Origin of the sequence: Veillonella parvula (genome assembly GCF_032577575.1) — a bacterium.
GTDB lineage: Bacteria > Bacillota > Negativicutes > Veillonellales > Veillonellaceae > Veillonella.
The window spans coordinates 507,508-527,887 of the sequence record NZ_JAWFVO010000003.1; the positions used below are offsets into that span (position 1 = coordinate 507,508).

25 protein-coding genes are annotated in these 20,380 nt (G+C 42.4%); all 25 read left to right on the top strand.

Going from position 1 to position 20,380, the window contains the following annotated elements; translation table 11 throughout:
* The first annotated feature begins 6 nt into the window (after window positions 1-6).
* The 25 genes from E7K77_RS08075 to atpG all read left to right on the top strand — a co-directional run bounded on the left by E7K77_RS08075 (window position 7) and on the right by atpG (window position 20,377).
* A complete protein-coding gene (locus E7K77_RS08075) occupies window positions 7-411 on the top strand; it encodes a hypothetical protein (RefSeq protein ID WP_325306075.1) in 405 nt (134 codons plus the stop codon).
* Between the two features lie 14 nt (window positions 412-425).
* Window positions 426-1,388: a phage tail tube protein gene (locus E7K77_RS08080; RefSeq protein ID WP_325306073.1), complete on the top strand. Its 963-nt coding sequence runs from the start codon at window positions 426-428 to the stop codon at window positions 1,386-1,388.
* Window positions 1,389-1,399: 11 nt separating this feature from the next.
* A complete protein-coding gene (locus E7K77_RS08085) occupies window positions 1,400-1,678 on the top strand; it encodes a hypothetical protein (RefSeq protein ID WP_316603901.1) in 279 nt (92 codons plus the stop codon).
* Between the two features lie 143 nt (window positions 1,679-1,821).
* Window positions 1,822-2,007 carry a hypothetical protein gene (locus E7K77_RS08090; RefSeq protein WP_105098784.1) on the top strand — a complete coding sequence of 62 codons (186 nt, stop codon included), beginning with the start codon at window positions 1,822-1,824 and terminating at the stop codon, window positions 2,005-2,007.
* Window positions 1,997-5,194, top strand: coding sequence for a phage tail tape measure C-terminal domain-containing protein (locus E7K77_RS08095; RefSeq protein ID WP_325306071.1), 3,198 nt, complete (start codon window positions 1,997-1,999; stop codon window positions 5,192-5,194). Before E7K77_RS08090 ends, E7K77_RS08095 begins: the two co-directional genes overlap by 11 nt.
* Before the next feature lie 2 nt (window positions 5,195-5,196).
* Window positions 5,197-5,529 carry a hypothetical protein gene (locus E7K77_RS08100; RefSeq protein WP_325306070.1) on the top strand — a complete coding sequence of 111 codons (333 nt, stop codon included), beginning with the start codon at window positions 5,197-5,199 and terminating at the stop codon, window positions 5,527-5,529.
* A 1-nt stretch (window position 5,530) separates the two neighbouring features.
* Window positions 5,531-6,136, top strand: a complete 606-nt coding sequence (locus tag E7K77_RS08105) for a DUF1833 family protein (protein ID WP_325306069.1) — start codon at window positions 5,531-5,533, stop codon at window positions 6,134-6,136.
* On the top strand, window positions 6,120-6,446 hold the full coding sequence (locus tag E7K77_RS08110; RefSeq protein ID WP_325306068.1) for a C40 family peptidase: 327 nt from the start codon (window positions 6,120-6,122) through the stop codon (window positions 6,444-6,446). The genes E7K77_RS08105 and E7K77_RS08110 overlap by 17 nt, the downstream gene beginning before the upstream one ends.
* Window positions 6,447-6,914: 468 nt before the next feature.
* Complete coding sequence (locus E7K77_RS08115; protein WP_325321183.1) at window positions 6,915-10,400, top strand: host specificity factor TipJ family phage tail protein; 3,486 nt, start codon at window positions 6,915-6,917, stop codon at window positions 10,398-10,400.
* Window positions 10,401-10,408: 8 nt separating this feature from the next.
* Entirely contained in the window at window positions 10,409-10,714 is a 306-nt protein-coding gene (locus E7K77_RS08120) for a hypothetical protein (protein ID WP_287512926.1), read from the top strand.
* On the top strand, window positions 10,701-11,699 hold the full coding sequence (locus E7K77_RS08125; RefSeq protein ID WP_316687654.1) for a hypothetical protein: 999 nt from the start codon (window positions 10,701-10,703) through the stop codon (window positions 11,697-11,699). The genes E7K77_RS08120 and E7K77_RS08125 overlap by 14 nt, the downstream gene beginning before the upstream one ends.
* Before the next feature lie 15 nt (window positions 11,700-11,714).
* The gene (locus tag E7K77_RS08130) at window positions 11,715-12,041 is read left to right on the top strand and encodes a hypothetical protein (RefSeq protein ID WP_278469880.1); all 327 of its coding nucleotides are present in this window, start codon (window positions 11,715-11,717) and stop codon (window positions 12,039-12,041) included.
* Between the two features lie 14 nt (window positions 12,042-12,055).
* Entirely contained in the window at window positions 12,056-12,964 is a 909-nt protein-coding gene (locus tag E7K77_RS08135) for a lysyl-tRNA synthetase (RefSeq protein WP_325306065.1), read from the top strand.
* Window positions 12,965-13,417, top strand: a complete 453-nt coding sequence (locus E7K77_RS08140; protein WP_315307207.1) for a hypothetical protein — start codon at window positions 12,965-12,967, stop codon at window positions 13,415-13,417. It abuts the gene before it with no gap.
* Window positions 13,418-13,419: 2 nt separating this feature from the next.
* Window positions 13,420-13,773, top strand: coding sequence for a hypothetical protein (locus tag E7K77_RS08145; RefSeq protein WP_325306062.1), 354 nt, complete (start codon window positions 13,420-13,422; stop codon window positions 13,771-13,773).
* Window positions 13,742-14,263, top strand: coding sequence for an N-acetylmuramoyl-L-alanine amidase family protein (locus tag E7K77_RS08150; protein WP_325306061.1), 522 nt, complete (start codon window positions 13,742-13,744; stop codon window positions 14,261-14,263). The genes E7K77_RS08145 and E7K77_RS08150 overlap by 32 nt, the downstream gene beginning before the upstream one ends.
* 3 nt (window positions 14,264-14,266) lie before the next feature.
* The gene (locus E7K77_RS08155; RefSeq protein WP_322352825.1) at window positions 14,267-14,740 is read left to right on the top strand and encodes a hypothetical protein; all 474 of its coding nucleotides are present in this window, start codon (window positions 14,267-14,269) and stop codon (window positions 14,738-14,740) included.
* 154 nt (window positions 14,741-14,894) lie between these two features.
* The gene (locus tag E7K77_RS08160) at window positions 14,895-15,260 is read left to right on the top strand and encodes a hypothetical protein (protein ID WP_325306060.1); all 366 of its coding nucleotides are present in this window, start codon (window positions 14,895-14,897) and stop codon (window positions 15,258-15,260) included.
* Window positions 15,261-15,529: 269 nt separating this feature from the next.
* Window positions 15,530-15,766 (top strand): hypothetical protein, encoded by a 237-nt coding sequence (locus tag E7K77_RS08165; protein WP_229055813.1) that lies wholly within the window; start codon window positions 15,530-15,532, stop codon window positions 15,764-15,766.
* 200 nt (window positions 15,767-15,966) lie between these two features.
* Window positions 15,967-16,641, top strand: a complete 675-nt coding sequence (gene atpB / locus E7K77_RS08170; RefSeq protein WP_004695063.1) for a F0F1 ATP synthase subunit A — start codon at window positions 15,967-15,969, stop codon at window positions 16,639-16,641.
* Between the two features lie 23 nt (window positions 16,642-16,664).
* A complete protein-coding gene (atpE, locus tag E7K77_RS08175) occupies window positions 16,665-16,892 on the top strand; it encodes a F0F1 ATP synthase subunit C (protein ID WP_004695064.1) in 228 nt (75 codons plus the stop codon).
* A gap of 18 nt (window positions 16,893-16,910) precedes the next feature.
* On the top strand, window positions 16,911-17,408 hold the full coding sequence (gene atpF / locus E7K77_RS08180; RefSeq protein ID WP_004695065.1) for a F0F1 ATP synthase subunit B: 498 nt from the start codon (window positions 16,911-16,913) through the stop codon (window positions 17,406-17,408).
* A gap of 4 nt (window positions 17,409-17,412) precedes the next feature.
* Entirely contained in the window at window positions 17,413-17,964 is a 552-nt protein-coding gene (gene atpH / locus E7K77_RS08185; RefSeq protein WP_004695066.1) for an ATP synthase F1 subunit delta, read from the top strand.
* 16 nt (window positions 17,965-17,980) lie between these two features.
* Entirely contained in the window at window positions 17,981-19,519 is a 1,539-nt protein-coding gene (gene atpA / locus E7K77_RS08190; protein WP_004695067.1) for a F0F1 ATP synthase subunit alpha, read from the top strand.
* A 3-nt stretch (window positions 19,520-19,522) separates the two neighbouring features.
* Window positions 19,523-20,377, top strand: coding sequence for an ATP synthase F1 subunit gamma (gene atpG, locus E7K77_RS08195; RefSeq protein ID WP_101928466.1), 855 nt, complete (start codon window positions 19,523-19,525; stop codon window positions 20,375-20,377).
* Window positions 20,378-20,380 lie beyond the last annotated feature (3 nt).

Sequence of the window (20,380 nt, forward strand, 5' to 3'; positions counted from 1 at the left end):
GAGACGTTGACTAAATTTTGCAATGACAAATACGGAAAGCCGGCGCAACTGTATGTCGGATATGATGACGTAGAAGCACCGCTTGAAGAAGATTGCCCTTGCATCATATTGCTACCGAGTAATAAGAACGAAGGGCTTGCTGATACCTATACATACTCGTTAATGATTGTATGGGGGATCGTCCATGAAGGTGCAACGCGCATTAAGAATATTATTCGTTACGATGGAGCGCTAGAATCGGATAACCTAGGGCAGTTAATCATCGAATGCATTTGTAAGGTGAATCCAGCGTTTCCGATAATCGGCATTGATTATGAACTTGATAGCATGAATTGGCGTCCAGTATTCACTGGACGGTTAACAGCTACTATAGAAATTCCGCATGTAATCGGCGGAAATATTGAATATTAAAGGAGGAAATGCATATGGCAACAGCAAAACGTGCACAGGGCTCTCAGTCCCATGTGGCGATTGCGTTTGAGGCGGATTTTGGTACAACGCCATCCACTGGCGGTGTAATCACGCCAATCATATCTAGCTCCGTGAAAGCTAGTCAAAACTTAAATGACTCCACTGTGATACGTGGTGATCGTAATCCTGCAGCGCCATTCCGTGGCAACATCGACACGTCCGGTAGTTTAACCGTACCGGTTGGTGTTATTGACATCGGATACTGGCTAAAAGCTGCATTCGGGCAACCGACTTCTAATACGACTGGCCAAGCGCCAAATAAGAAGTCTGAGCACACATTTAAAATCGGCAACACAATGCCATCGCTAACTATTGAACAGGGATACCCTGATGTTAACGTATTCCAGCAATTCGCTGGGGTTCGAGTTAGTAAATTAGGTTTTAAGTTTGGCGGTGACTCCGAACTTACGGCATCTGTGGATGTAATGGGCTGCAAGGAAACATTAGCTGCTACTACATTCGATGCTGCAGCTAAGGCGGTAAATTTCTTACCGTTCCAAAACCTTAACGCGACTATCAAAGAGGGTGGCGTTACGGTAGCCAATATTCTAAGTTGTGATATCAACTTTGACTTCGGCTTGGACGGCGACTCTTACGCTATCGGCGGTAAAGGTTTTAGAACATACATCGACCCAGGAATTGTTTCAATCTCCGGAACGATTAAAGCGTTTTTCCAAAACAAAGACCTTTTAAACAAAGCGGTTAACGGTACGGAATCCAGCTTGGAATTGCGACTTGAACAAGATGACTGGTCGCTTACATTCAAGTTGCCTGAACTGGTATACGAACGACAATCTCCAGGTATTGACGGCCCTCGTGGTGTCAATATTGAATTACCATTTAAGGCGTACTATCGTGCAGATGCTGGTCGTTCTGCATCTATCATTACATTAGTTAATAATCAAGAACAATACTAGGAGGTGCCAACATGGCATTTGAAGATATCAAAGTAAGAGGCTTAACATTTGCTGAACGTGGTGAATTAATTAAATCTGGTTTAGACCCATTGTATACTCCAGTTCCGGAGGAAGCACCGGACACAGAACGTCTATTACGTTCTCGTGACCTTGCACAATGGATTATGCAACACATCTACGGCCTAACTGAAGATGAAATCAACGCAGCGCCAGACAATGATCTTATGGAAGTTGCGCTTGATACCATGCGCTTTACGCATGAAAAAAAGGCTGAAATCGAAAAAAACTAATTGATGCGTGGAGTTGGCTCAGTTCCGATAAGCAGAAATACTGCTCTGATTGTATCAAGATGCAACGTGAGACTAAACAACATTTTGATTGTTCGGAGTGTGAGTTTAATTCCCCGCATCAATTAGATGGAACGAGACAGGCAATGCGAGTATACAATGCCAGCCGAATGCAGCGACGTTGGCATCCAGGCGGTATTGCTGGATTCGATATGCCAGCGGTGTTAGAAGTGGCGAGGGCTTACGGCATTGAGCCACTACCGCACCTTATCGACTTACTCGTATTATTAGAAGCCAAAGAATTGGAGGTGGCGCACAAGAATGGCCAATAATTTAATTGATATTGTCGTTCAGCTGACCGATAAGAATACGGAAGCAGGACTCAAGAAAATTACAGCTAGTGCCGAAGGCGCCAAATCCGCCCTTGGCAAAATGAAGAATGACCTCATGGCGATAGGTGCCGGTGTCGGTGTTGTAGGCATCGGTGCCAAACTTGCCAAAGAGGCTATTCAATGGGATGTAGCCGTTAAGAAATTATCAGGAATTACCGGTGCTACGGCAAAAGAAACCAGCGAATTATTAGCAGTGGCCAATTATATGGGCATAGCTATGGAAGATAGCGCTGGTGCATTTGCTAAGTTCTCCAAGAACGTCGGAGCGGCCAAGGAAAAAATGGAAGTCGCTCGGGCAGAGGGGAAACTCGGCACTGATATATTTAGTAAATTAGGCTATACGCTTGAACAGATTCAAGGTAAGAATACCGTTGAAGTGTTCAAGATGATACAGGAACGTCTAAGAGGCATGAAGGACGGGGCTGAAAAGACTCGTGTCGAAATGGAGTTATTCGGCCGTACTGGTTACCAAATGCACGCCATGCTTAACATGTCCGCTGAACAGATGGACAAGGTGGCTGAACGTGCCAAGGCAATGGGGCTTATCATCGACGATGATACCGCAGCCAAATCTGCGAAGCTAAATCGGGAATTAAAGGATTTAGAGAATACAGGTAAGAGGCTTGCGGTATCCATCGGCCATGAGTTAGTTCCTGTGTTTAATGACTACGCAAAAGGCGTATTGGATGTAGCTAAAGAATTTGAGTCAATGACTGCTGAGCAAAAGGAAGCTATCGGCGGAATTGTTAAATTCGGTGCAGAAGCTGGGGCAGTAATCATAGTCATGAGGTCGCTAACCAGTGCACTCGGATTTATGCGATTGGCCACACTCGCCGCTGCAGGTCCTTGGGTAACATTAGCTACGGTAATCGGACTTGCTGGGAAAGCATTACTTGATTTTCGTTACAATGAAAAAACATCTGGCTCTTATATGGGTGTAGATGTTGATGGGAAGCGTATTCACAAGAATACGAACTCAACAACAGGCCTGTCTGACAAGTTTAGGGAATCACACGATACTCGATATTGGATTGAGGATAGTGCGTGGCTTGGGCTTGTAAAAAATGACCGCTTAGCTACAAAAGAAGAAGGCGCTAGAATCGATGCGGCTTTGAAGCAAAAAGAAGAGGCGGATGCTGCAAAAGCGAAACTCGATGAGGAACTCGCAAAAGCAAAAGAGGACCTTGCTAACGGTGGAGGCCTAACCAATACCGAGGCTATCAATAAGGCGAATGAAGAGGCAGCGAAAGCGGCCAAAGCCCAAGAACAGGCTGCGAAGAAAGCACAGCAAGCAGCCGAAAAGTTGACGAGTGCTGTAGAGCGTATGTCTGAATTATATCGGTCTCTTACTTTGCAGAGTCTGCAAATTGACGGCAGTCAATACGAAATTGATAAGCTAACAGCTAAAAACCAGTATGAAGCTAACAATAAGAATATTCGTGATATCATCCGTTCTGTTTCCGGATTGAGCGGAGGCGTTACTGGAGAAGCTGTGAGTGTACTAGATGCAGCCAATGAACAGCTCGGTAAAGCATACGAGTTAGGTGCTGATGGTACATGGGCAACTGACTGCGGCAAGCTGTTCTCAGACTCTGTATTGCAGGCATTTGGTAAGGACGTGCCTCGATATGTCCCATCAATCATGGAAGCAGCTAGATCCGCAGGTGCTTGGCATGATGCGGGAGATGGCTACATTCCTAAAGCCGGCGACGGTGTGGTTGTACTTGGCGATAATCATATTGTCATTAGTGATGGTGCAGGTGGCTATACTGGGGCTAACTCTAGTACAGGAGTGGTTGCTAAGCCGTCTGTTGAAGGTGACTTTGGGGCTATTACTGGTTATGTAGATACTAGCGTATTAGCCGGAGCTACATCGAGCGCCTCTACAGACACAGCAGGTAGCGCAGCAAATGCTAAGAAGCTCGCTGAGTCAAATCTAACTGCCCAAGTTAGAGCTAAGAACGAAGAGCTGTATCAAAAGCGATTAGCTGAGGCGCAACGTAATCAAACTATTCGTGTCCGTAAGATGAACGAGGATATTAAGAAACTCGATCTTGAACGTACCGGCGACCGCTTACAATTACTCAAAGCGGAAGCTGAAGCACAAAAGGCGCAGATTGACGATAACGTTCGTGAGTATACAAAAGCCGTAGGCGATAAGGAACTCGCTGAAAAGAAAGCTCAAGCAGAGCGACTAAAAGTGGCGTCTGATACTGAGCAGAAAATCAGAGAGTTGGCGTACACGCAAACGAGTGAAACCGTTGACCACTTAACCAATATGGTTGCGCTTGGTCGATTGTCTCGTAGTGATGCGGACGCACTACTTGCTGAAGAGTTAAAGACCTATATTGACTATGCACGGAGTGAAGTGAATGAGGCCCAGTTAACGGCTACTCAAAGGCTGCAGATTGAAAAGAACCTGTTAGAGTCCCAGCAGAAGCTATGGGAACTTGCCGGTCGCAGTCTGAAAACGAGCCTACAAGAAGCCGCTCGCCAGTATAAGCAAGAGACTACCAATTATGCTGATTTAGCAAAGTCTACTTTTGATAGTACGATGAGCTCTATCAATTCAGCATGGACAAATAATCTCGAGGCTATGGCAACAGGAACGAAGTCATTCAGTAAAGGCATTAAGGACATATTCAAGGATATGACAAATGCCATTATTAAGATGATGATTCAGTTAACGTTCCAACAATACATCATGCCTAAGTTGCAAGGATTATTTGGTGGTGCAGTAAGTGGTATTGGCTCACTAGGTGCTGCAAAAGGGACATCGTCCTTTGCCGGTGGTAGTTCGTTTAGTTCTGCATTTACAGGAAATCGATTCGCTGCCGGAGGAAAAACGAATCCAGGACTTATGTTAGTTGGTGAAAACGGGCCAGAACTATTACAATCATCGGGATCACATCGTATTTATACTGCAAGTGAAACACGTAGATTGATGGGCGGTACTACAAGTAACAACGTAGTTGTTAATATCGTTAATCAGTCTGGCCAAGAACTCGAAAGCAAGCAACAGAACTCTCGTTTTGATGGTGAGAATTATGTTATCGATGTAGTAGTTCGTGCTATGGAATCAAACAAAGGAGGTATGCGTGACGCCATCAAGGCATCCGCAGTATAAATATGGCAGTATTTCCAGATATTCGATGGCCGATATACCCAATTCAGGAGACTACTCCAGATATTTCGTATAAAGGCCAAGTTGAAAACATGACGCTAATTACCAGGAAAAAGACGACAAAGACACTGCGGACATATTCCGTAGGGTATAAGTTGCCAACAGCCGATTACTATAAACTTCGGGCATTCTATGACGATGTTAACTGTTCAAATGTGTTTGATTGGGTTCATCCTGAAACTCGTGAAACACTTCGAGTGAGATTTGCTGATCAGTTAGACTTTGCGGCGAATGATTACGGAGTGTGGATGGGAACCGTGAAATTACAGGAGGTATAAAATGTTACCACTCTCAACGGCATCGATTTTAGAGAAAAACCAAATATCGGCCACAGGTGTGTGGTTAATGCTGTTAGAAATATCCTATAAAAACGATACGATTCGATTGGTATACAATACGGAGAATATCCAATTTCAAGGCAATACCTATATCGCATTTCCATTTACCATTCAAGATGTTACAGAGAATGCGACGGATTTACCTAATATCAAGCTATCCGTATCTAATGTGACTCGTACAATTCAGCGCATGGCAGAGTCTAATAATGGATTCACTGGAGCCAATGTCATCATTCGTGTAGTGAATACAAACATACCTGATGTGTGCGAGCAAGAGGAGCATTTCGTAATTACTGGAACTCATGCAAACGCAGAATGGATGGAGTTTACACTGGGTACTGACTTTAGCTTTACTCGACGATTCCCGTTAATCCGTGTGATGAAGGATTTCTGTCCGTTCAAGTTTAAAGGCGTTCAGTGTGGGTATAAGGGCCGTGAAAATCAATGCAATAAAACCTTAGCGCGATGCCGTGAATTGGGGAACAGTACACGATTTGGCGGAGAACCTACTATCCCGCAAGGAGGACTGTATGCATCCAATAAGTGACGTGACTGATATGATAGGTACCCCATTCTCGGAAATGAAATGCTGGGATGTAGTTGTTGAGGTATATCGGCGTAGTGGAATACCACTACCCGAATATACCCAAATCCAAATGGACGAATGGCGCGAGGTTCGTGAGCCAATGCCAGGGAGTGTTTTGGTATTTGCGCTATATGGTAAAAATCTCGATCATGTAGGGGTTTATCTTGGCGAAGGTAAATTTATACACGCTACTGAACACAGCGGCACCTGTATAGAGCACATATCAAAGTACGTGCCTCGATTGAAGCACATTTATGAAAGGAAGGAGTAGCAGATGGTTAACGTAATTATTGTAAATAATCCGTTCAAGCCAGAGCAACGGGATACAAAATATTTGCCATTTAAACAGGGCAAGTCTATCAGCTATTACTTCAGTGTACCTGGTGAATGGGCGTACTCAGTAAATGGACATGAGGCGGCACCAGATACAGTTGTAAACGATGAAGATTACATTGTAGTAATGCCCCGAGTTGAGGGTAAGTTCTTTGGTGTTCTTCTATCGATAGGGATGGCTGCATTTACCGGTGGTATCGCTTCGGGTGCTATCTTTGGTATCAAAAGCTTAATTTGGCGGTCAATAATTGCTATGGCGGTAGGGATGATAGGTAATGTTATCATTTCAAAGTTAACTGCTCCTAAGGTTGACCGTTCGAATTCCGAACAGTCAAATACATATGGCTGGGGAGGTACCGAAACTGTTACTGGGCAGGGCTACCCTTTAGCCGTGACGTATGGCCGGATGAAAAGCGCTGGGTTATTATTATCCCGCCATGTAATTAGTGATGGCGAAAAGCAATACCTTAACCTTTTATACTGTGCGGGTGAGGGCGAATTATCAAAGATAGAAGATATTCGTATTAACGCTAACCCAATCAGTAATTATAAGGATGTGCAGGTGGATATCAGAAAGGGCACAAATGACCAAACAGTTATCCCAAATTTCAATGATAACTTTGCGGATCAATCCCTAAACTATGAATTGACTGAATCATGGAATACGCAACAGGTACAAGGCGATGCGTGTGATGCGATAGAGTTAACTGTTGGATTCCCAAACGGATTATATTATTCAAATGATAGCGGCGGCGCTGACCGTACGTCTGTCACATTGAAAGCAGAAATTCGTAAGGTAGGCGATGAGTCCTGGCAGGCATTACCTTTAGCAAATCAAAAGGGCATGGCAGGTCATATTAAGCGCCGCGATGCGTGGAACTTTATCAAGTCGGATAATAGCGTGACGAATACATCCGATTATGCAGGGCGAATTGAAGAGGCGACAAATAATGCGTTTTATCGTGTATTTCGCTTTGACAATCTTGAAAAGGCGCGTTATGAAATCCGTATGCGCTGCAGTGCGAAAGATGGGAAAAGCCTGCGCCATGTCAATAAGGTCTACTGGGTGCAGCTAACCCAAATTATTTATGATGATTTTGTGCATCCGGGAAAAGCCCTCATTGGAATTAAGGCATTGGCTACATCTCAGCTAAGCGGTACTGATCCAAAAGTAACGTGGATTCAAGAACGTTCAGAGGTGTATGTATTTAATCCGTATATCAATAAGTATGAAGCACAACCAGCTGATAACCCGGCTTGGGCTGCTTATGATTTAATTCACATCTGCCGTAAGATTGGCGGTGAGTATATTGTATTTGGACAGCCCCATATGCGCCTTGACTATAACGCATTTAAGGCATGGGCAGATAAGTGCAAAATGGATGGGTTTACGTTCAACTATATATACGACACCGCTATACGATTATGGGATGCGTTAAAGTATCCAGAAGCAGTAGGTCGAGGGAAAGTAATTCCTGTAGGAACCAGGTTCACATGTGTTAGTGATTATCAATCTACACCGGTACAGTTGTTTACTGTAGCCAATATAAAACATGGCAGCTTTACTGAAGAGTTTCAAGGTGTGGAGGCTAGGGCTAACTCTGTTGAAATATCGTTCCTTAACAAGGATAAGGATTATGAGCGAGACGTCATTCCAGTATATGGGGATACTTACGACGAGTCGGATACGCTAACAAATCCGGCACAAGTTGAACTTATGGGGTGTACTAGTCTTGAGCAGGCCTATAAACACGGTAAGCATTTCTTGCGATGCAATAAATATGAAATACGTACTGTGACAATAGAGGCGTTTACGGATGCTATAGCGTGCACGGTAGGAGATATTATTTTAATTCAGCACGACATACCTGAATGGGGCGAGGGCGGTCGTGTGGTTGCGGTAAGTGGCCAGACGATTACACTCGACAAGGAAGTGTCGGTACAACCAGGGAAGAATTATCAGTTGCTGATTCGTAGCAACGCTACGGATATCGTCTCTACGTTTAACGTAGTAAATGTATCAGGTCTCAATGTGATTGTTAAAGAGGCTATACCGGTGCAGCCTGATGCGGTATATGCATTCGGAGAAATTTCTAAATCGGCTAAGCCATTTCGTGTGTTGGCTATTACAAAGACACTATCAGAAATGACTCGTAAGATCCAATGCATGGAATACTATCCAGAACTCTATGTATCAGATGATGGCACGGTGCCAAGTATTGATTATACGAATCACGGTGCATCTGATATTCAATCAGTAGGGTTAGTGAGCGATGTCTATGGTGCTAATGGCATCATGTATTCACGCATAGGTGTAACGTGGCAGTTACCTCGTGATGGAAAAGTCTCAAACGTAGTCGTAAATTACCGAAACGTAAAAAGCGATACGTGGACATATATCGGAAACTACCCGGCATCCACAAATACTACCACGATATCTGATGTGCTGCTAGGTGCGACCTATGAGGTGCGGGTACAGGCTATTAATGAGTTAGGACAGTTAACTACTGGCGTAACAAAATCTATAGCCATACCTAAGCTGCAAACGCCAGAGGATGTTCAGAATTTACACGTTATAAGTCGATACAATCAAACGGCCGATAAAAGTGTTTACTACGACTTACAAGTGCTATTTGACCCGCCTAGTAATCCTGCCAATTTCGATGTGGCGGAGATTTGGTATCTCTTAAAATCGAAAAGTGGAAAACCTGTAACGGGGCAAGAATGGCAGTATGCTGGCAGTAGTAATAGTCAGGTTATTATCAAATCATTAGGTCCAGGTGAGGAGTATCGAATCAAAGCAATCTCGGTTGACCGATTTGGCAACCGAGCAGAAACAGCCCAAATGGTTGATGTGATAGTCAAACCAATGGATGCGATACCTGATATGCCTAGTAATTTTGGTATTACGTTCGGTAGAAATGCCACCGCATCATGGGATGAGGTGCTGAATGCTGATGTCGACTATTACGAATTACGTACCGATAATAATCCTGGCAAAGATACGAATGCTTTATTGGCAAGAGTTAAAGGTACCTCTGCTGTACTTACTTTAACCAAACGAGCAGATACGGTTTATTTATATGCTCGCAGCACGTTGGGCAAATACTCGACTGCAGCAACATATGAGTATAACGTTCCACAGTTGGCCGCGCCTGAGCTTGTAGTAAAAAGTCAGTTAGGCGGATTCAATCTTTACTTCTCAACTAAGCCGGCGCAGGCCTACGCTATTCGATGCCACGTGATCGGAGATGAACGCACTGATGATTTTGAAACTACTAGCACCATGCTGACGTATTCGAACTCAGCCGGAATATATCGGATACGTTGCTCGTTTGTGGATGTGTTCGGAGATGGACTCGTTAACGAGAAGCAAGTCGTGATTAAGACACAAATTGATGCTAGCTTGCTAGACCTTGAGTCTCTTGGGCTGAATAAAGTTGATGAACGAATTAAGGAACTTGACAAGAAATTCAATAAGAATTCTGAAGAGACCACTAGAAGAATTACGAATTTGGCATCACATACGGAATCTCGCATTACTGAGTTAGCTGGTAGCATCGATTTACAAGTTAAAAAAAGTATTGGTGAGATTGATGGTGGCGAGTTGGTATCTCGCATTAACCTCAGTCAGTCCGGTGTATACATTGCGGGGAAATTGATTCACATCACTGGAGCGACTAAGTTCGATGATAACGTCATTGTTAATAAGATGATTCAGGCTAACGCAGTTACTGCCGACAAATTACATGTTGATAGTTTATCGGCGGTGTCCGGTACAATCGGGTTACTTCGTTCGAAAGAGACGGGCGCTCGTGTTGAGATTCAGGATAATCTTATTACAGGCTTTGATGATGATAACAACCCTCGGATTAAGCTTGGATGCTGGTAGGAGGTATTATGGAACCGCATGTATTAGCTTATGATGCTAACGGCAATATCATACTAAATCTCAAGGAAAGGCTCACGCATATCGAGGGGCGGATATATGTATCTGACATCCCAAATCGACGTCAACAAATTACTGTGAATGGTTTACAGCCTGGGCAACATGTCTGGGCCGCAGCCATGGGGCAGTACTTAGTGGCAGAGGTTAGGGGCAATGTCATAACATATTATTTTGCGGTGTCCCAGGATGAATATAATATCAATCGTCAATTTAAAGATCTTACATATGAAGGGTGGTTGGCGTATGGAATTTATTAACATCCAGAATAAAGAAGGTGTCACGATTATAAACGATACCTATGATAATCTAGTATATCTTAGCTTTCCTAAACAAAAAGATGCAGTTCTTTACACTGGGGCAATGAGGGGGATAACGCCAACAGTTCAAATTCCACTCAAGCCCGCAGCTTACACTCCTATGATGGTACCTACAAGTAAATTCCAATACGGATATATCGCAGGGGAGGCTAATGTAATCCAGGTCTTTTATGTCACTAATTACGCATATCATGGTGATGCACCTCTTATAGCAGTATCAGTTCCACAAGGATATGAATTCGCAGCTCAGTGGGTTCATAAACGTCGTGAACGATTAATGGTGCTGGTAGTGGATGTAATTAAGCCAGGCGAAAAGGTAACGCAAGCAATGGTTGATGAAGTGAAAGCCGGCATCAAGTTTTATTGCTTCGGCTATTTCGAGGATGTTGTGGCTAATGCAAATACACCTCGTATTCGATTTGTTGACAAGGTAGGAAGTAGTAAGCCTAATACGGCATTGCAAGTGCTTGGCCGTCACAAGTACTATAAAGCATCCTGGGTAGCAGATTACAATCTGCAGAATGATGTGATATATGATAGCCGCATCAGGTACCTACGCATAATCGATCACTATGCGCATGATTGGTATAACCAGTTATCAAACTACGTTCCGGATACTTTTACAAACATGGCCCGTGATCCAAAGACTTATGGCGTCAAGGTTGCGATTATACCCATGTCTGTAATCGATGTATCCGTTTGGGGGCCCAATATCAATAACGGAGATAAAAAGTCACACACGGGGCGAGTGTGGCAAACGTTCAGATTTCACGATGAGAGTACCGTATCGCTGAAATCGTATCAGTTCATTGATTGGAATACAGTTACCACGTATCCTGTAGGTTGCTCGGGTAAGACTACATCTCAGTATTTGGTAGTCGATGTGACCGGGTACGACAAACAAGGTATGATTCCATTCAATTAAGGGAGATGATAAGTAATGAATGTAAAGGATATAGACCTCAATATTGGCGAGGATTTCGGGATAGTTTACGCAGTCCAAGATGACAATGTGGATTTGACTGGATTCAAGTCGGTATTCGCCATACGAAAGCGAGCAAGTGGTCCGCTTGTTATTAAAGTGCAAGGGGTAGCATCTGGGAAGATTGCGACATTCAATATTTCCGGAAAGGATACCCTAGAAATCAAGTCCTTTGGTGAGCATGTGTATGATGCTTTTGCATATAAGGAATCGGAGCCTAGCCGATATTACAAGCTGGGCATGGGGGTAGTCAACATAATTCAGGATGTGGCCATGCATGATTAGAGGAGGAATGTATTATGCAAAACGAAGCGTTACCAGTAAGATTTGAAGGTCCGATTAAAGTAGAGGCGGAAGTAAAAGCAACCATGGTAGGCAATAACGGGAAAAGTGCTTATGAAATTGCTTTAGCACATGGATTCGTAGGAACCGAGGCGGAGTGGTTGGAATCCTTAAAAGTGAAGATGCCTAACTTATCAGGCGTTGTTTCAGCACTTCAAGGTAAGAATATCCTTATTAATAGTGGTACCCTTGAAGCGATATTATCTGCTATTGTCCATGCATTGGCTGAGCAACCTTATGCACCACTTACTTTTAACGAGCCAAGAAAAGGGGATACGGAAGTTCGAGTATCTGGACAAGATGGCTTTAAAGTTCGAGTGCGCGGTGAGGAAGAAGCTGTTGAAATCCAATCTGGGAGTGCAACTATTAAAATTCAGCCTTATGGCGCAGATGATATTTATGTTGAATATCTTAACTTAATTGAGCACGTCGTTGATACTGTTAAAATCAAAGGTCTTGTTGAATTCAATCCCGAGACAGCTACAGAAATTTTGCCTAAGCAATTTTATGGGCGTAGCGATTTGGAAGGTGAACTCACCTGTCCGAACGTTGTTAAAGTTGGCGCATTAGCATTCGTCGGAACCGAGCACAATATTATCAATTTGCCAAAGGCCGCTGATATTGACAGGGATGCTTTCGCTAACAGTTCTCTTGCCGTAATCAATATCCCCGCATTTGTATGGGCAGATGATAACCTTGATTTAAAATCTTATGACCTCATTAGAGTTAATAAAATGACTGTTAGCGAGGAATCTCGCCCACCACGAGAAGTCATGATGCAGAAAATTTCATTAGAGGTCTACAATCCAGATCATAGCAAAAAATGGAACCTTTATAGTGAAAAATGGGAGAAAGCGGAGGCCTAAATGGACGAAATTAGATTATTGCTAATGGACTTCGGAATTCCACCGTATTTCGCGGACATTGGCTTCTGGGTAACCCTATTAGGGGTTATCTGGGCCGCCCTTCGGGGCTCGTTTCGTGCGATGGTGTGGTTCTTGGAGCATACCTCGCTAGTTGCGGTTAAGCAAGAATTAGATGACCATTTGGCTCGACGAATGGATAAACAACGTAAAGATTATGACGATAAGTTATCTGATGCTATCAACAGTATCGCTGATTTAACAAAGAGTAATCAGGAAATACTAAAGCAGTTGGTCAAGCTGGAAGAACGAGATGCTGCGAAGTTTCATAGGCTCAATAACCTTGAAACCACAGTTCAGAGTCTGAGTACTGAATTGATGCATATCCAAGTTCTAAACAATATGCCAATAGGAAGAAGTATCACACTTAATACGGACGATATAGGAGGTGACTGATAATGAAATATCAAATCATGAGCCGACTGAAATCAGCATATGGTGCTGTTCGTGTTGCTAACATTAGACCTACTGGAGTACTAGCGACACGGGTTCTAGTACTTGTTATGCTAATTCCTATTTGGCTAGTCATAACAGAGTATGTTATGGCATTTGCTAGGGGCTATGTATCAAGTGAAACTAATAAGCTGATTGATGTTGGGCTCAATATTATTGACCACATATTCATTCCTAGTGTATTGACAGCCGTAGTAGGCTTCCTAGGACTTTGGTTGGATAGAAACAATAATGGTGTCCCTGATAAATTAGAAGGAGGTAGTAGTAATGACGAAAATATTTATAAATCCAGGTCATGATATTGACCTGGACTCTGGAGCAGTAAATCCTAACACAGGACGTCGTGAATGCGATGTTGCTCGTGATGCGGGTAAGTTATTGGCTTGTTATTTACAAACAGCAGGCTGTGAAGTTCGCACTTTACAAAATGATGATTTGGGCCTCGTATGTTCTGAGTCCAACGAATGGGGTGCAGATATATTTGTGTCTCTGCACTGCAATGCTTTTAACACTCAAGCTAGGGGTACAGAAACGCTTTATAAATCCTTTAATGGACAACGCCTAGCGAACGACATTCAATCACAAATCATCCGTAGTATTAATACGGTTGATCGTGGTGTGAAAGAACGGCAAGATTTATGGGTATTAAACGGAACGGATGCAACAGCCGTGTTAGTTGAAATGGCATTCATTGATAATGATGAAGACCTAGCACTACTTAACAATGACCTTGATACTATTGTGAGAGCCATTGCACGTGGTATCACAGACTTCATAGGAGGGGAATAATGTATGACAAAATCAAAGTTTTACTTAATCGCCTTAGTTACCGCCATGCTATTATCGGTGGTATTGTGCTCCTCTCCGTCTTTTGCTGCTGGTACATCTTCCATGAACCAAACGGAAGCAACAATAACGATTCCCTTAACACAGTGGAACGAATTGAAAAGCAACAACGAGAAAGCCTTGAACTTAATCGAGACATCCAGCGCGCCATTGACCGAGGTACAGTCCTTAGTCATGAAGCAAAGGGAAGAATTGAACGAAGCTCACAATACAATCAACAAATTGGAGAACGAATTAATGCAAGCCAAACTTCAATCAATGAAGCAAGAAATTGTCTTGTCCGAAATGCAGAACTCTTTGACAGAGTTGAAAGGGCAAATCGACAACGACAAGAGAACAATCAAACGCTTACGAATGCAACGCAACCTATCCCAAATACTGGGAGCGGGTGCGACAATTGGAGTAGTAATTCATCGATGACTGAGAGGTGATCCAAGCATCTCCCTACCATACGAGGGCGGACGTGTGGATTAATGGTAAATACACAAAAGACCTTACTGGGAATATGTCCTGGTAAGGTCTTTTTTGATTTTCTAAGGAATTTATATATAATAGTATATAAGGAGGTGGTTTTGTGTTACGAGTATTTGTGCATTTAACCTATATAGATAGAAGAAGCAATGAAATAAGAGTTGCTTTTGATAATTTAGTCGGGGAAGTAAGAACTTACAGCGACGCATGGGATTTAGTTTGTAGTGCTATGCGAAAAACAAATGATATGCTGCATATCATACACAAGAACGTCTGGGATGTTTACAGGCTTAGTCGTCAATTTCCTGATTTCGTGTGGCCGGACGGAGTTAATTATGTGTATTATAATGACCGTATTCGGGTGTTTGCTGTTCCACCAAGTGATTATAATCAAAACTCAGTATCAGAATTAATTAGAGTACTTGATCTTCCTTATAGAATTGAAGGAACGGAAGAACTAGATGGATAAAAAGCATAATATTTTCGGTCGGTTGCTCAACTATTGCTCAACTTTTAAAGATATAGTCCTTTTATATTCTAGTATTTATTGGATTTCGAGCGAATGTATGTATATGTTATATAAACAAGTTAAGTAGTGAGGTATGTATGAATCAATATATAAAATTCATAGTGCGCGTGCTACTGACTTGTTTTTTTATTGCCTTTTTAGGAGTAATAATACAGGTTACATGCGGATTACAACACTATGTATGGGGCTGGCTGTGGGGCATTTTTATAATGGTGCTCTACTTGCTTAGCCTAGCTTTGCATGGACAATCTATTGTGTCAGGAGATCCTTATAAAGCCGTACGTAAATCTCGTAGACAGATGATTTGGCGCCTTATGTTAGTAGGTTCTCTAGTGGTCTTAGGTCTGAAAATTCCGGGTGTAGAGGCTGTTAGCATGTTTATAGGTATCGCGCTTATTCAGCCTGCATTATATGCTGTGTACTGGTGGCTCAGTCGTCAGTTTTAGTTCTAAAATGACGTAAAATAGGAACAACAAAGGTATTCCAATTATGCATTGTATACATTATATTTATGATTAATTGGAATTGCTTACCCTTCAAGTGTTGATTATATATCTATAACGATGTATGATGATACATATATGTTATATTTATATTAATTGTAAATATATTAGGTTTTATTATATCTATGAAAGGGGTTGAGAACGTGGTATTACATGCGGGACACCATGAGGTCGTGCAGTGGTTGGGGTTGACATTTAATATAGATACCTTGATTGCTACATGGGTTACTATGGCTATTGTAATATTAATAACAATACTAGCCACCCGAGGACGTAAATTGGTGCCTGTAGGCTTGCAAAATATAGTGGAATCTATATTAGAAGGCTTAGAGGGGCAATTAGCTCCGAACTTGGGTCGTCATTGGCCGATGGTGAGTTCCTTGTTATTTACGTTTTTCTTATTTATTTTTGTAGGAAATGAATTAGGCTTAATGCCTACACTTAAGGCGTTAACATCACCAACATCTGATATCAATACTACAGTTGCATTGGCTTTATGCAGTACATTAGTAGTATGGGTTATGGGTATTAAAGTTAAAGGCTTATCTTACTTTAAGCATTTTGTACGACCTTATAAGGCTTTGCTAGTACTTAATATCTTTGAAGAGATTGCTAGACCTGTTACGCTTGCTTTCCGTCTATTCGGCAATATCGTAGCTGGTGAAATTTTGTTAGAAGTATTATACAAGTTGCCTTGGTTTGTACCTGTACCATGGGTGTGGATTGCTTTTAGTTTGTTTATCGGCATTATTCAAGCCTTTATTTTTACCGTTCTTACAGCATCCTATTTAGGGATGGCTCTTAGTGAGGAACATTAATTATTATATATGGAGGATATATTATGGAAGCTCAAGGTTTATTCGCATTAGCAGCAGCAATCGCAGTAGGTTGTGGTGCCATTGGTGCAGGTATCGGTGACGGTCTTGTATCTAGTAAAGTAATCGAAGGTATTACACGCCAACCTGAATTGCGTGGTCAATTGATGTCTACTATGTTCGTTGCGATTGGTTTGATCGAAGCGATGCCTATCATCGGTGTAGTAGTTGCGTTTATTTTGTTATTCAGATAATAACGAGGAGGAATAACCTTGGTTGACTTAAGCCTTGGAACGATTCTTGCTCAAATGTTGAACTTTTTTATATTAGTTTGGCTATTGGCGCGTTTTGCATATAAACCATTATTGGCTATGATGACAGAACGTAAAGAACGAATTGCTAAAGATTTAGAAGCTGCTGAACAAGCCCGTGCAGAGGCAGAAACGTTTAAAGCTGATTATGCAGCTCAAATTTCTAATGCTCGTGTAGAAGCACAACAAATTGTTGAAAAAGCAATTCAAGAAGCAGAAAATACTACACGAGAACAATTGGCAACAGCTCGCGAGCAAATTGAACAAGAAAAAAATCGTGCTCGTCAAGATATTGCCATCGAACGTGATCGTGCTATGAATAGCTTGCGTAATGAAGTTGTTTCTTTGTCTGTAGCTATGGCTGGTAAAGTTGTTGCAAAAGATATGAACAGCGAAACTAATACAAAATTGATCGAAGACGCTATTCGTCAACTTGATAGTAAAACGATAGGGTTGTGATACGATGAGCATAGAAATTGTAGCAGATAAATACGGTTCGGCTATGTTTGAATTAGCTCAAGAACAAAATAAGTTGGAACTCATGGAGGAGCAATTAGGTTATGTAGCGTCTGTAATGGCGGAACAGCCTGAACTTCGTTCATTCCTTGAAAATCCAATCGTTACAGAAGATGCAAAGATTAAGTTAGTTGGTTCTATCTTTGAATCTAGTATCGACAAAGTTGCTTTACATTTTATTTATGTGATGATTAAACGCGGGCGCCATCGTTATATTGCTCAGGCCATTGCAGCGTTTATTCAAAAATCACGAGAGGCTCGTGGTATTTTGGAAGCTACTGTAACTGTAGTAGAACCAATCACAGCTGATGTAGAAGCATCTGTACAAGCTAAATTACGAGAAGTAACAGGGAAAGATGTTATTTTATCTGTGCGTCAAGATCCATCTATTATGGGTGGTATTATTATCCAAGTAGGGGATAAACGCATTGATGGCTCTGTATCTCGTCGTTTAGAGGAATTAGAAAAATCTTTATTAAGAACGAACTCTATTAGATAGGGGTGAATGGGTATATATGAAAATGAAGCCTGAAGAAATCACTGCTATAATCAAACAGCAGATTCAGGACTATGATGTTGACCTCAATGTCGATGACGTGGGTACTGTTCTCGACGTAGGGGATGGCATCGCCCATATTTATGGTCTTGAAAGAGCCATGGCCGGTGAGTTGCTAGAATTACCACACGGCGTATATGGCTTGGTTTTGAACTTAGAATTAGATAATGTGGGTGCCGTACTATTAGGTGATGACTTCTTGATTAAAGAAGGGGACCAAGTGCGCCGTACTGGCAAAATTATGGACGTTCCTGCTGGAGATGCCTTGATTGGTCGCGTAGTAAACCCTCTTGGTCAACCTCTTGATGGCAAGGGTGCTATCCAAGCTACAGAACGTCGTCCTATCGAACATCCAGCACCTGGTATTGCGGATCGTCAATCCGTAAACGAACCATTGCAAACAGGTCTTAAAGCGATTGATGCGATGGTACCAATCGGCCGTGGTCAACGTGAGCTTATCATCGGTGACCGTGGTACAGGTAAAACTGCGATTGCCTTAGATACTATTTTGAACCAAAAAGGCAAAGATGTTATTTGTATTTATGTAGCTATTGGTCAAAAAGAATCTACGGTTGCTCGTGTAGTACAAAAACTTGAAGAAGCAGGCGCTATGGAATATACAATCGTAGTTTCTGCGAGTGCCTCCACCGGTGCACCTCTTCAATATATTGCACCATATGCTGGTGTTGCCATGGGTGAATACTTTATGTACCAAGGTAAACACGTATTATGCGTATATGATGACTTAACAAAACAAGCGGCTGCATACCGTGCTATGTCCCTATTATTGCGCCGTCCACCAGGGCGTGAAGCATATCCAGGTGACGTATTCTACTTACACAGTCGTCTATTAGAGCGGGCTGCGAAACTTTCATCTGAACTTGGTGGAGGTTCTATTACAGCGTTGCCAATCATTGAAACACAAGCAGGTGACGTATCTGCATACATTCCAACAAACGTAATTTCTATTACTGATGGTCAAATTTTCTTGGGAACAGATATGTTCTATTCTGGTATTCGTCCAGCTGTTGACGTAGGTTTGTCCGTATCCCGTGTAGGTGGTAGCGCACAAACTAAAGCGATGAAGCAAGTGGCGGGCCAATTGCGTTTGGACCTTGCTCAATATCGTGAGTTGGCTGCTTTCGCTCAGTTTGGTTCTGACCTTGATGCGGCTACACGCGCTCAACTTGATCGCGGTGAACGCTTAACTGAAATGTTGAAACAAGGTCAATATGAGCCTATGAGCGTAGCGGAAATGGTTATCAACCTGTACGCTGGTACTAAAGGGTACTTAGCAGATATTCAAGTGGCAGATGTATTGTCCTTTGAATCTGAACTTTTACGCTATGTAAAAGCAAATTACCCTGAAATCATCACTAACATTGAAACGTCTAAGAAAATTGACGAAGAAACTGAAAATCTATTGAAGCAAGCAATCCCAGAATGTGTTGAAGCATTTGGCTCTACACATACATTAGTGTCTCGTAAGGAGGCGTAATGTATGGCTAGTGCACAAGATTTGCGAAAACGCATAAAAAGTGTTACCAATACGCAACAAATTACAAAAGCGATGAAGATGGTAGCTTCTGCTCGTCTTCGTAGGGCACAAACAAAAGCGGAAGCTACTCGTCCTTACGCAGAAAAGATAGGGCAAATCTTGCGTCATATGTCGAATAGTGATTTAGAAGGCTTTGAAAGTCCTCTCTTAGATGTGCGACCTGTAGAGCGTACTTGCTATATTGTAGTAGGTGCAGATAAAGGTCTTGCAGGGGCATTCTCGTCTAATGTGTTGAAATTTGCTATGGAACAATTACATGGTAAATCTCCTGATACATACCGTGTTATCACGGCAGGTAGAAAGCCTAGAGACAGCATGAAATCTAGAGGTATTCATATCGATAAGTCCTATGCGGGCTTTTCCGATAAACCTTCCTATGAACATGCGCGTGCCATCATGCATGAAGCACTTTCACTATATGAACGTCATGAAGTAGACGAAGTCATCATGATCTATACACGTTTTGTAAATTCTATGACGCAAATTGCACAGGCTGAGCGCTTGTTGCCAATAGAGCAACCACAAGATGAGGTAAAAGGCGAAGAGTATGATTTTATGCCGTCCGCTGTATCCGTCTTGGAGGCGTTGCTGCCAAAATACTTAGAAATTACAGTTTATAATGGATTGTTACAATCTGCAGCTAGTGAATTGGGTGCTCGTATGACGGCCATGACATCGGCTACAGATAATGCAGGGGAACTCATTGAGTCCTTAGGCCTTGAATACAACAAGTTGCGTCAATCTAGCATTACAAACGAAATTTCTGAAATCGTTGGTGGCGCTAATGCCTTGCAATAGATA